Source organism: Hydrogenovibrio thermophilus, from assembly GCF_004028275.1.
Taxonomy (GTDB): domain Bacteria; phylum Pseudomonadota; class Gammaproteobacteria; order Thiomicrospirales; family Thiomicrospiraceae; genus Hydrogenovibrio; species Hydrogenovibrio thermophilus.
In genome coordinates, this window is sequence record NZ_CP035033.1 from 2,576,669 (window position 1) to 2,589,631 (window position 12,963).

At 52.8% G+C, this 12,963-nt stretch carries 11 protein-coding genes; 6 read left to right on the forward strand and 5 right to left on the reverse strand.

The annotated features are described in order from the left end of the window. From EPV75_RS12035 to EPV75_RS12045, 3 genes are read left to right on the forward strand one after another with little or no spacing between them, the layout of a single operon-like run. Positions 1 to 1,077: an HlyD family secretion protein gene (locus EPV75_RS12035; protein ID WP_128385555.1), complete on the forward strand. Its 1,077-nt coding sequence runs from the start codon at positions 1 to 3 to the stop codon at positions 1,075 to 1,077. Positions 1,078 to 1,080: 3 nt separating this feature from the next. Further along, positions 1,081 to 3,819, forward strand: coding sequence for a ribosome-associated ATPase/putative transporter RbbA (gene rbbA / locus EPV75_RS12040; protein ID WP_128385556.1), 2,739 nt, complete (start codon positions 1,081 to 1,083; stop codon positions 3,817 to 3,819). A 3-nt stretch (positions 3,820 to 3,822) separates the two neighbouring features. Next, positions 3,823 to 4,947: an ABC-2 transporter permease gene (locus tag EPV75_RS12045; protein WP_029939181.1), complete on the forward strand. Its 1,125-nt coding sequence runs from the start codon at positions 3,823 to 3,825 to the stop codon at positions 4,945 to 4,947. Between the two features lie 66 nt (positions 4,948 to 5,013). Here EPV75_RS12045 and EPV75_RS12400 read toward each other — a convergent pair whose 3' ends face one another. The 5 genes from EPV75_RS12400 to EPV75_RS12065 all read right to left on the reverse strand — a co-directional run bounded on the left by EPV75_RS12400 (position 5,014) and on the right by EPV75_RS12065 (position 10,067). Continuing rightward, positions 5,014 to 5,145 (reverse strand): hypothetical protein, encoded by a 132-nt coding sequence (locus EPV75_RS12400; RefSeq protein WP_257791232.1) that lies wholly within the window; start codon positions 5,143 to 5,145, stop codon positions 5,014 to 5,016. Next, a complete protein-coding gene (gene cydB / locus EPV75_RS12050) occupies positions 5,129 to 6,127 on the reverse strand; it encodes a cytochrome d ubiquinol oxidase subunit II (RefSeq protein WP_128385557.1) in 999 nt (332 codons plus the stop codon). Before cydB ends, EPV75_RS12400 begins: the two co-directional genes overlap by 17 nt. Then, positions 6,127 to 7,542, reverse strand: a complete 1,416-nt coding sequence (locus EPV75_RS12055; protein ID WP_128385558.1) for a cytochrome ubiquinol oxidase subunit I — start codon at positions 7,540 to 7,542, stop codon at positions 6,127 to 6,129. Before EPV75_RS12055 ends, cydB begins: the two co-directional genes overlap by 1 nt. A 176-nt stretch (positions 7,543 to 7,718) precedes the next feature. Next, positions 7,719 to 8,636 carry a GGDEF domain-containing protein gene (locus tag EPV75_RS12060; RefSeq protein WP_128385559.1) on the reverse strand — a complete coding sequence of 306 codons (918 nt, stop codon included), beginning with the start codon at positions 8,634 to 8,636 and terminating at the stop codon, positions 7,719 to 7,721. 135 nt (positions 8,637 to 8,771) lie between these two features. After that, entirely contained in the window at positions 8,772 to 10,067 is a 1,296-nt protein-coding gene (locus tag EPV75_RS12065) for an MFS transporter (RefSeq protein ID WP_192893999.1), read from the reverse strand. A 347-nt stretch (positions 10,068 to 10,414) separates the two neighbouring features. Here EPV75_RS12065 and murI point away from each other — a divergent pair, with 347 nt between their 5' ends. From murI to EPV75_RS12080, 3 genes are all read left to right on the forward strand, one after another. Next, positions 10,415 to 11,209: a glutamate racemase gene (gene murI / locus EPV75_RS12070; protein ID WP_128385561.1), complete on the forward strand. Its 795-nt coding sequence runs from the start codon at positions 10,415 to 10,417 to the stop codon at positions 11,207 to 11,209. A 148-nt stretch (positions 11,210 to 11,357) separates the two neighbouring features. Then, positions 11,358 to 12,104, forward strand: a complete 747-nt coding sequence (locus tag EPV75_RS12075) for a hypothetical protein (RefSeq protein WP_128385562.1) — start codon at positions 11,358 to 11,360, stop codon at positions 12,102 to 12,104. Between the two features lie 601 nt (positions 12,105 to 12,705). Next, on the forward strand, positions 12,706 to 12,945 hold the full coding sequence (locus EPV75_RS12080) for a hypothetical protein (RefSeq protein WP_128385563.1): 240 nt from the start codon (positions 12,706 to 12,708) through the stop codon (positions 12,943 to 12,945). Positions 12,946 to 12,963 lie beyond the last annotated feature (18 nt).

The following is a 12,963-nucleotide window of genomic DNA, read 5'->3' on the forward strand; positions in this document are numbered from 1 at the left end:
ATGAATGCCCAACGCCTCAAACGCGCCATCGTCCTTATCATACTGGCTGCCATTGTTGGTTTCGGGGGCTGGCATTTTTGGAAGCAATGGAATGAAAACAATAAAAACGGCTATTTAATCAGTGGCAATGGCCGCATTGAAGCCGTTGAAATCGACATCGCCACCAAACTGCCCGGCCGTATTGAAAAAGTGCTGGTCGATGAAGGCGACTTTGTCCAAAAAGGCCAACTGCTTGCCATCATGCAGACCGATACCTTAAATGCCCAACTGGCGGAAGCCGAAGCCCAATACAAACAAGCCCAAAATGCCGTCAAAAGTGCCGAAGCTCAAGTGGCGGTACGCAAAAGCGACGTGGCCGCCGCGAATGCCGGGGTGGTGCAGCGTGAAGCCGAACTGGATGCCGCCAAACGGCGCCTGGCCCGCTCCGAGGTACTGTCTAAGGAAAATGCCTCCTCCATACAGGAACTGGATGACAATCGTGCGCAGGTTCGCAGCGCCAAAGCCGCCGTCATTGCGGCCCAGGCACAAGTGACCGCCGCTCAAGCCGCCGTTACCGCCGCCGAAGCGCAAGTCACCGGCGCCAAATCTCAGGTTGTCGCCGTGGAAGCCACCATTGAACGCATTCGCGCCGACATCAACGACAGCCAACTGACATCACCGAAAAACGGCCGCATCCAATACCGCATCGCCCAACCCGGAGAAGTCCTTGGCGCAGGCGGAAAACTGCTGAATCTGGTGGATTTAAGCGATGTGTATATGACCTTTTTCGTGCCGGAAACCGATGCCGGTAAACTCGCCATCGGCCAGGACGTTCACATCATTCTGGATGCCGCACCCGGTTTTGTGATCCCAGCCCATATTTCCTTCGTCGACAGTGTGGCTCAGTTCACCCCCAAAACGGTCGAAACGGCTAAGGAACGTCAAAAACTCATGTTCCGCGTCAAAGCACAGATTCCGGAAGAACTTTTGCAGGCGCATATCGACAAAGTAAAAACCGGTTTGCCCGGCTTGGCTTGGCTCAAAATGGACCCAGACAAAGACTGGCCGGAAAACTTGCGTGTAGCGCTACCCGATTAAACCATGGGACACACATCCGAATCCTACATCGTCGAGCTTGAACACGTTTCTCTCGCTTATAAAGAAACGGTTGCGCTGGACGATATTTCCCTGCAAATACCGGCCGGCAAAATGGTGGGGCTGATCGGGCCGGATGGTGTCGGGAAATCCAGCTTACTGGCATTGATTTCCGGCGCGCGCATCATACAAAAAGGCCATGTCCATGTGCTGGGCGGCGACATGAAAGATGGCGGTCACCGCGACCGGGTCTGTCCGCAAATTGCTTATATGCCGCAGGGACTCGGCAAAAACCTCTATGCCACCTTATCCGTGGAAGAGAACCTGCAATTTTTTGGGCGCCTGTTCGGGCACAACAAAGCCGAACGGCGTAAACGCATCGACGACCTCACCCAAAGCACAGGCTTATATCCGTTCCTTGACCGCCCAGTGGGAAAACTATCCGGTGGTATGAAGCAGAAACTGGGATTATGCTGCGCCCTGATTCACGACCCCAAATTGCTGATACTGGATGAACCCACCACCGGGGTTGACCCTCTGGCCCGGTCGCAATTTTGGGACCTGATTGACCGAATCCGTCAGAAACAGCCGGACATGAGCGTCATCGTCGCCACGGCTTACATGGACGAAGCCCAACGCTTTGACTGTCTGGTGATGATGGACGACGGAAAGGTCCTTGATACCGATAGCCCTCAAGCCTTGCTGGCAAAAACGCAAATGGATAACCTCGAATCGGCTTTTATTGCGTTACAGCCCGAAGCCAAACGTAAAAAACACCAAGCGGTCGACATTCCACCATTACATTTGGACAGCCAAAACGATGTCGCCATCGAGGCCACTGATTTAACCATGCGATTTGGTGACTTCACGGCCGTCAATCATGTGAATTTCCGTATTTTGAAAGGCGAGATTTTCGGTTTTCTCGGCTCCAACGGGTGCGGCAAATCGACGACCATGAAAATGCTAACCGGCTTACTGACCGCCTCCGAAGGACAAGCCCTGCTCTTCGGCCAGAAAATCAATCCGGGCGACATGACCACTCGGAAACGGGTCGGCTATATGTCGCAAGCCTTTTCTCTCTACACCGAACTGACCGTACACCAAAACCTGGTGTTACACGCCAGACTGTTCGGTGTGCCGGAAGCGGACATCCCGGCACGCGTCGACGAAATGGTCGAGCGTTTCAACTTGCAGCACGTGATCGACAGTTTGCCGAACAGTTTGCCGCTGGGCGTCAAACAACGCCTTTCCCTGGCCGTGGCCATGGTGCATAAACCCGAGTTGCTGATTCTTGACGAACCAACTTCCGGCGTCGACCCCATTGCGCGTGATAACTTCTGGCGCCTGATGATTGAACTGGCTCGCAACGATAAAGTGACCATTTTCATTTCCACCCATTTTATGAATGAAGCCGAACGATGTGACCGCATTTCGCTCATGCATGCCGGCAATGTCCTCATCAGCGACACCCCGGCAAACATCGTGCAATCCAAGCAAGCCGACTCACTGGAGCAGGCCTTTATCCAGTACTTGAAAGAGTCCGACCCATCAAACTCAGACTCGCCGGAACAAACACTACAAGAAACATTTTCCACGGGCGCCACCACACGAAAACCCCAGGGATTCAGTTTAAAGAGAACTTTCAGCTATTCCTGGCGCGAATCCTTGGAACTCACGCGTGACCCGATTCGGCTGACGCTGGCACTGCTCGGTTCCATCATCTTGATGACGGTACTCGGCCTTGGGATTTCGTTTGACGTCGAAGATTTGAATTATGCCATTCTGGATCGGGATCAAACGACACTGAGCCAAAATTACGCCCTCAACCTGTCCGGTTCACGCTATTTTACCGAGAAGCCCCCTATCCGCGATTACCAGGATTTGGAAAAACGCTTGCGAAAAGGGGAAATCTCCCTCGCCATTGAAATTCCGCCCGGGTTCGCACGAAACATCAAACACGGTCGTGATGTTGAAATTGCGGCCTGGATAGACGGCTCCATGCCCACTCGCGCCGAAACCATTAACGGTTATGTGCAGGGCATGCACCAAAACTGGATGGCGTACCAGGCCAGGGTGAACTTAGGTCAACGCGAGGCGGGCAATTTCACCATTGAGACCCGTTACCGTTATAACCCCGATGTGGAAAGTCTGCCGGCCATGATTCCCGCCGTCATTCCATTGTTAATGTTGATGTTCCCAGCCATGCTCACCGCCTTATCCATAGTGCGTGAAAAAGAACTGGGGTCCATCATCAATCTTTATGTCACTCCCGTGACTCGGACCGAATTTCTGCTGGGCAAACAACTGCCCTACATTGTCTTAGCCACAGTCAATTTCATTTTATTATTGATTTTGTCGGTCACCGCTTTTCAGGTTCCCATTACCGGGAGCGTGTTGGCGTTATTATTGGCGGGTGTTTTATTCAACATCGTCGCCACCGGAATCGGCCTGTTCGCCTCGACGTTCACCAAAAGCCAGATTGCCGCAATGGTACTGACCATGATCGGCACCATGATTCCGGCGGTGCAATTTTCCGGACTGTTGAATCCGGTGGATTCAATGGAAGGGGCCGGACGAATCGTCGGTGAAACCTACCCGGCCACCTACATGTTTGAAATCAGCCGTGGCGCGTTCAGTAAGGCACTCGGGTTTCCCGACTTACACCAGTCTTTCTGGCCGATTATGATTGCCATTCCGGTCATTCTGACCTTGGCGATCGTCCTACTGAAAAAGCAGGAGCGTTGAACCATGCAAGCGCTTAAAAACATTATCCGTCTCGGCGTCAAAGAACTGTGGAGCCTGTATCGGGACCCCGGCATGATGATACTGATTCTGTACATCTTCACTTTCGCCATTTACAGCTCGGCCACGGCCAAACCCGACACCCTGCATATGGCGCCCATCGCCGTCGTAGACGAAGACGATTCCCGACTGTCGCAACGCATCGTGTCGGCGTTTTTTCCGCCCAAATTCGAAACACCGGCCAAGCTCTCCATCAACCAGATCGACCGAGCGCTGGATTCCGGGCATTATACCTTTGTTATCAATATTCCACCCAATTTCCAACGTGATATCCTCGCCGGTAAAAAAACCGAAATTCAGTTGAACATCGACGCCACCCGCATGAGTCAATCTTTCAGCGGCAACAATTACATTCAACAGATCATCAATCAGGAAGTCTCGGAATTTTTACAAGGCTATCGCACCAATGAAGCCGGCCAAGTCGCCATCGTCAATCGAATGCGCTTCAACCCCAACCTCGAAGGTTCCTGGTTCGGTGCCATTATGGAAATCATCAATAACGTCACCATGCTGTCGATTATGCTAACCGGCGCGGCCTTGATTCGAGAACGGGAACACGGCACGATTGAACACTTGCTGGTCATGCCCGTCACCCCGGCGGAAATCATGATCGCCAAAATCTGGTCCATGTCTCTGGTGGTGATCGTATCGACGTTTTTATCCCTGAATCTGGTGGTGCGTGGCGCATTGGACGTCCCCATAGAAGGGTCGACCTTACTGTTTCTAGTGGGCGCTTTACTGCACCTGTTCGCGACGACCTCCATGGGCATTTTTCTGGCCACCATTGCCCGCAGCATGCCGCAATTTGGCATGCTGATCGTATTGGTTCTTTTGCCGTTGCAAATCCTGTCGGGCGGGACGACACCGCGTGAAAGCATGCCGGAAATCATTCAAAACATCATGCTGATGGCTCCGACCACACATTTTGTGGAGTTGAGTCAGGCCATCTTGTACCGCGCCGCCGGATTCGACGTGGTCTGGCCACAGTTTCTGGCCTTGTTCTGCATCGGCAACGCGCTGTTCATATTTTCATTAATGCGCTTCCGCAAAACCATCAGTCAGATGGCGTAAACCCAAGCCGACAACAAATAGAGAAAACGCCCAGGCCTGGCCATTTTAGGATCACGTCGATAAAACTTAATCAACCAAAAAACCGAAAGCCCATTTCAGCAACAGCGTCACCAATAGCAACACCAGCACGCCGGCAAGGTACAAACCAACAAACCAGCGCCAGGACGATTTCGACTTGGCCTCAGTAGCCTTCTTCAAAATCTTCCACCTTACCCGCGAAGATGCGATAGCCCCAAAGCGTATAGGCTAACACCAACGGTAAGAAAATCAAGACGCCCGGCAGGGTGAACCACAAACTGCTTTCCGGTGCATGCAATTCCCACAAGGTCATCTGATGCGGTAGCAGGAATGGAAAAAGCCCGGCCACCAAACCGACAAACCCCATCACGAATAAGCCCACCGCCAGCCAGAAAGGCCGTGCACCGCACTCATTGCCATCCAAAGCGCGATACAACCAAAAACCGAACACCGCACTCAAGACCGGCATCGGCAACAGATACAAGGCATTCAACCCTTCCAGCCAGCGGGTGCGTACCCACTCATTGCTGTACAGCATCCACAAACTGACAATGACCAAACTCACCATCATCACCACCACCAAACGACGCCCCAATCGCGCCGCTCGCATCAGCAAATCCCCACGGGTTTTCAACACCAGATAACAGCTTCCCAGCAAAGCATACCCCGCCACCACGGACAAACCGGTAAAGATGGTAAACGGCGTAAACCAATGCAAGACAAACATCTCACCAACCATGTCACCGCCTTGCACCACCGCGCCCAGCACCATGCCCTGACACATCGCCGCCAAGGTGGAACCACCGAAGAAGGCGGCATCCCAAAGGCGTCTGGAACGCACCGACTTAAAACGGTATTCAAACGCCACGCCTCGCAGAATCAACCCAAACAGCATCAACACCAATGGCACATACAAAGAAGACAACAGGTGCGCATAAGCCGTCGGAAAGGCCGCAAAAAGCACCACACCGCCAAACACCAACCAGGTTTCATTACCGTCCCATACGTGCGAAATGGAACGCATCACCGTATCACGCTCACTGTCATCGTCGAGCCAAGGGTAAAGCACGCCCAACCCCAAATCGAAACCATCCAAAATCACGTACATCAATACGCCGAAGCCCAGCACCAAAAAATAAAATAACGCCAATTCCTGTTCCATTATCGCGCTCCTCCTTCGGTGGGTTTGTCGGCCACCTGCTTCACCAGCGCCTTGGCATATCCGGGCAAATCCGGCGCATTTAACTGCGACTCCAGCGCTTCAAGCGACGGCGCACCTTTGCGCAACAATTTGCGCATGAAATACAAATAAGCCAGCAACAAACTGCCGTACAACACCACAAACGTGCTCAAAGACCACAACACCTTTTCCGCCGGTAACGGCGACGCCACCTCCATGGTGCGCACCAGCCCTTCCACCAACCAGGGTTGTCGGCCGGTTTCGGTCACATACCAGCCCGCCAAGGTCGCTATGGAACCCACCGGCCACATCCAGCGCGCCACCGTCAAAAACGGTTTGTTTTCATACAAACGGTTCTTGCGGCGTAACCACAAGGCCCACAGGCTCACAAACAACATCAAGAAACCGATGCCGACCATCACTCGAAACGAGAAAAACACGATCGGTACATAAGGGCGATCTTCCGGCGGCACCGACTTTAAGCCCTGCGCACCGCCATCCAAGCTGTGCGTCAAAATCAGCGAGCCCAAATGCGGAACCGCTACTTCGTAATCGTTGCGTTCTTCTTCCATATTCGGCCAGGCAAACAATACCAACGGCAAAGGCTGCTCGTGTTCCGGCCAAATCCCTTCAATCGCCGCTAACTTCACCGGCTGATATTCCTTAACGTTCAAGCCGTGGCCGTCGCCAACAAAAATCTGCAACGGCACTAAGACCAGCGTGCCCCACAACGCCATCGACAAACTTTTCTTCGCCCAAAGCGCTGTTTTATCGCGCAACACATGCCAAGCACTCACCGCAATGATAATGAACGACGCCGTCAGCATCGCCGCCAGCAGCATATGCGCCACACGGTGCGGCATGGATGGATTGAACACCACTTCCCACCAATCACTCGCCTGAAAACGTCCGTCCACCAACTCATAACCCGCCGGGGTCTGCATCCAGGAGTTGGCCGATAAAATCCAAAACGCCGACAACCAAGTGCCCAGCATGACGATGACCGTGGCGAAAAAGTGCAATCGCTCGCTGACACGCTGCCAGCCGAACAACATCACGCCGAGAAACCCGGCTTCGAGGAAAAACGCCGTCAGCACTTCATACGCCAGCAGCGGCCCCAGCACCGGGCCGACCTTCTCGGAAAAACCGGAAAAATTGGTGCCGAATTCAAACGATAAAACAATGCCGCTGACCACGCCCATGCCGAAGGTCACGGCAAACGGCTTGATCCAAAATTTCGCCAATTGAAAATACACCGGGTTGCGGGTTTTCAGCCACAGGCCTTCCCAAATGGCGATGGCAGTGGCTAAACCGATGGTAATGGAAGGAAAAAGAATGTGAAAGCTCACCGTAAAGGCGAACTGCATACGGGACAAAATCGCGGCATCGAGTTCCATAGGACGTCCTGAAGCTGGTTGGAAGAGGTACGCACATTCTAGTACAAAATCATACAGATAGTAAGTGTATAAATTTCCAACCCTCGTCAGCCGGACACTGAACGGGCATCATGCAAATATCACCAGGCCTGGTGATATTTGATACTTGAAAAGATTTGGAGGCGGACGGTTAAGCGTCAGTCGGCCGGAGCCGATTCAATGCGGTTTCGGCCACCCTTTTTCGCCGCATACAAAAACTGGTCAGCGGCTTCGATTAAGGAATAGGACGCCAGGGTCGCGTCCGGTGTCACCGTCGCCACCCCCTGACTGACCGTCACCACCGGCGCGGTTTGCGACGCCACATGGGGAATGGCCAAAGCCTGAATCGCATCGGCGCAGCGTTCCGCCAGAGTTTTCGCCTGAACGGCATCCGTCCCAGGCAACAACAAGGCAAACTCCTCGCCGCCGTAACGCGCCAGCAAGCCCGGCGACTCCACCACGTCCGACAAAGCCTTCGCCACTTGAATCAGGCACTCATCGCCTTTGTAATGACCGTAATGGTCGTTATAAGCTTTGAAAGCATCAATATCCAACAGAATCATCGACACCGGCGTTTTCGTACGACCGGCTTCCGCCCAGGCGTCATCCAGCTTTCGGTCGAAGCGGCGGCGGTTCGGCACATGGGTCAGCCCGTCCAGAAACGACATCCGTTCCAATTCGCGGTTCAACTCTTTCAAGGCTTCTTCGTTTTGCTTGCGTTCGGTAATGTCGAACATAAAACCCACCAGGGATTCCACCTCGCCGTCGTCCTTGCGCACCACATGCACCACGTCCCGAATCCAAATGTAATCACCACTCTTGGTCAGCGCGCGATAATCGGCTTCATGGTCGATGCCGCTTTTGGATTGCGACACGCAGAAATTCACCACACGCTCACGGTCGTCCGGATGCATGCGTTCCACCCAGTCGTCAATCGACTTCCAACTGTTCTGGGGCCAGCCCAGCAGGGTTTCAATTTGCGGGCCGATATAGGAAAACGTCAGGGTTGGCCAGTCAATCTGCCACGGAATCGCCTTGGTGGATTCCAATAATGTCTGGTAAAGATCGTCGTTCATCGTTCGGATTGGCTTGGGAGTTAAATGCGAAGCTTAGAGTATAAGGTTTTTACTCCCCGACGTGGCAGATTTATTTCCCGAAAACCACCAGGCCTGGGCATTTCGGGATTCTTGACGTTTCGGGTTTTGAATCGGTTAAGGCGCTTTGGTGACGGATTCTTCCGTTTCCGTCGGTGCCGCGTCCGTCGCCATGACGCGCAGAATCACAAACAGCGACAATACCGTAAACGCCAGCGACACCAGCAGAATAGCTTTGTAGCCCACGAACTCGGCAATGTAACCCGCCCCCAGCGCGGAAATCACACACGCCAACGCGGTGGTGGAATTGAAAATCCCCAACGCCTCGCCTTGCGACAAGGAGCTGAGTTCCGCACTCCAGGAAGTGCCGCCCACAATCAACGGCGACCAGGACGCCGGAATCAATACAAACGCCAAACCGCCGATGAAAAACGCCAAGCCGTGGAAATTGAAATAGGCGAAAAACGCCATCAATCCGACCGCTAACAAACTGGCGAGAATGCCCGCCAACACCACTTTTCCGTCGCCGATTTTCTCACCCAGCATCCCCGCCGGCGCATACAGGAAAATGCCGATAATCGCCCCCAAAGCATTGTAAACCGACGACACATCCGCATCCATGTCGAACACCGAGCGCATCAACAGCGGATACAGGTTATACAGCAACCAATTACCGAGCATAATGAAAAACCAACCGACAATGAACAAGCCGAAACGCGACGTCAACAACGCCGGGATTTTCAAAATCGCCTGATGAAACGACAACTCCAGTTTGCTCAACAACACCATCGGCGAACGAAACGGCAAATGGCGTTTATGCTCGAATTCACCGCGCAATTTAGGATGAGCTTCCTGTTTACGCATCGACGGAATCGACGCATACCCCACCAACATGCCAGGAATCATCAAGGCCGCCGCCAGCAGATACGCCACCGCCGGTTCCGGGAACAACACCGCCGCCGCAGCCAAACCAATCGCCTGCCCGACACCGTACAGTGTTTGCATCACGCCGATGCGCTCGTCCCATTCCGACTTTTCATAACGCTCGACAATGAAAATCCCCGCTACCGTGTTCGACGCCACCGACCCGAAGCCTTGCAAAAAGGCCAGAATCAACCAAAAGCTCGTGGCCTGCACATACGGGAAAAACACCAGCGCCCCGCCCAGCAACACAAACCCGGACAAATACAACGGCTTGTGCAAGGCAAAGCGGTCGCTCAACATCCCTACCAAAGGCCCGAGCAATTGCCCCACGTAAAAGCTCGCCACCACCAGCCCGGCTGTGGACGCGCCTGCGTGTTCCGACACAATCAACGGCATCAGAATCGGCACAATCCCCAATACCACGATGCCCTGAAAACCGTAACCGTAAAACCACGGCGAGCCGAAACGCTTAAAACTTGCCCACTTCATCCCATTGTCCTTTTTGCTGTTTGCCGGATTCAAAGGCGCCATAAACTCACCGCGCTGACCGCGACAATGGAAAACACACCAGACAGGCACCCGCTTGACGAACACCCGGAAGACAGGCCGAAACAGCCCAGCCTATGAACGGCTTTAAAACAGTTTTGAATCGCCCGAGCGTACCAGCGTACACGGACGTCTATTTGAAAATTTGCGTCCCCATTCTAGCATCTTTACGCAAAAATTAGGATTCGCCCGCACAATTGCCGAGTGCAATCTCGCGGGAATGGATTACAATAAGGCTTCGCACAACCGGCCACACAGTCGGCAAGACGTTTCTGAACCCGAAAAACGATATGACAACATCCAGACCCATCGGCGTATTCGATTCCGGCATCGGCGGCCTGCCCATTGCCCGTCAAATCCGCGCACTGCTCCCCAACGAAAACATCGTCTATGTCGCCGACACCTTGCACACCCCTTACGGCGAAAAAACCGAAGACTATATTCTGCAACGCTCGCTGGCCGTAACCGATTTTCTGCTGGCGCAAAACGCCAAAGCCATTGTCGTGGCCTGCAACACCGCCACCATGGTCAGCATCAAAACCCTGCGCGAGCGCCATGCCCTGCCGTTTATCGGCGTGGAACCCGGCGTCAAGCCCGCCGCCATTCACACCCAAACCGGCGTCATCGGCGTGCTCGCCACGGAAAAAACCCTCACCAGCGATGCCTTCAACCAATTGGCAAAGCGCGTCGCCGGAAACGTGCAAATGGAAATCCAACCCTGCCCGAAACTCGTACGGCTGGTGGAATCCTTGCAACTCAGCGGTCAGGACGCCGTGCAAGCCGTGGAAGATTATGTGCATCCCTTGCTTGAAAAAGGCGCAGACACCATTATCCTCGGCTGCACCCACTTCGCCCACCTTGCGCCCATTATCGAACAAGTGGCAGGCCTGGGCGTTTCCGTCATCAGCACCGAAACCGCCGTAGCTAAAGAAGTCGCCCGCCGCTTGCAAACCGCTGGACGCCTCAACCCAAGCACCACGCGCCCCGCCAATCCCATCACCTTCTACACCAACAGCAACCTAAACACCTTCCAAAAACAAATCGCCCACCTCTGGGGCGAAAACGCCAGCGTTAAAGGATTTTAGCCCTGCAGTGAGCGCATCAAGTCCTGCTTTCAAAAATCCAAAATAACACCCATCGATTTCGTGGTTTCGAATAAAAGTGGTCTAGTATTTGCTTTTCAAATTACACAATATTACTTACTAATAACACGACACTGCGGAGAATATTTTTATGACCGTTTCTTCATTCAACTCGGTGGTGCCGACGACCTCGGTAACCGCTACTGCTTCAAAAGACATTGCCACTTATTCAGACAACTCGGTTGCTCAGACGAACCCGAACGATTCCGTTCAACTCTCGCCGGAAGCCATACAGGCGCAACGCCAAGAGAAATATGCTTTAAAAACCGACCCGATGGAATTTTATAACGATTGGCTGAACACCAGTCCGCGTTATTTAAAATTGGAAGGCGAGAAACCCTATGAAAAGCTGTTGCCAGAAACTCAAGCCTATGTTGACCAATTACATGAACGGTTAAAAAACGCTCAATCGCCTTCAGAGCGGCGGGATATTGAAGCTTATATTTCCGGCGCATCTAGCTTTGGCGATAAAGAAATGGTTCAAAGCGACCATGATTTGGAAACACGTTGGAAAGTGGAAGGCGTGGCCATGAATATGCAGCTGGCACATTTAGCCATTCATAACGAAGAAATCGCGGTGCCGGAGGGTTTCGAAAAACCGGATATTTCTGACCGCTATAACATCCTGACTCGTGAAGATATTATACGCGGCAATGAAAAAATCGGCATTTCCAGAGAGCAGACGCTCGCTAATTTTGCCGAAATCGATCGACAAAATCGTCAAAACCTGGAAGATTTTTACTATGGCTGGATGAATGGCACCCGAACGTTGGACGATGCGTTTTTGACCAGGCCTGAAGATCAATGGGACGGCCCGACCACTTACATAAACAATTAGAAATCGATGGGTAAATCGATGTTAAGACTCGGTTTATCTTGTCGGCTGACGCTCATTAAAACCAGTGAGTTTCCAGAAACAAAAGGCCAGACCTGACCCTAGTGTTTACAGCTTTATCGCCAGGCCTGGCTGAAATCAGTGTAATTGATTCATATTAACGTCAATGCTATCTGCTCGAGTCAAATGCCTTCGGATGCCGTTAAAAATACTTTCTGAAAGCTCAGGCGACAAAGCATTCGCATGAATAAACGTTCGGTAAATCAAAGCCGCTAGCCGTCTAGAAGCCGAAAACCTGCTCGCCCAACCGGCTGAGCCAACCACACAAGCGGCTTCCGCCGAATTCTGGAGCAACAGCGACTTACCGCTGTTCCAAAAGCAAGTCGCCGCGCTCTGGGGGCCCGAGAGCCAGCACGACATCCAAATCAAATCCTTCTAACCAGCCCTTCAAACGTCGCAAAGCCTGACAAAACGTTTGAAATGGCGTCTTGCCCTTGAAACTCGCAACCTGTTTCCATACTCTAAACATTCGATCGGGATCACCTGATGCATTTATCCTCCGATTTATTTCTCCCTAAGGAACCTAAATAACAAGGAGTTTACGATGAAAAAATCCATCACACTGATGCTGGCCTCTCTGGCCGGAACCGCGTTTATCAGCACCGGCGCCATGGCCGCCAAAGGGTCAGACAAAGACCCGTACACCGCGTCCATGCAAAGCTATGCCAAAGAAAACCCGGCCTTATCCCAATCCCTCAAGGCCTATCAGCAAGAACTCAAAAAAGTCATGAAAAAGCACCCGGAGTTGGACGAAGGGGCCTCCAAGTCAGAGAATGGCGAATAACGCCTTATGAAGCGGCGG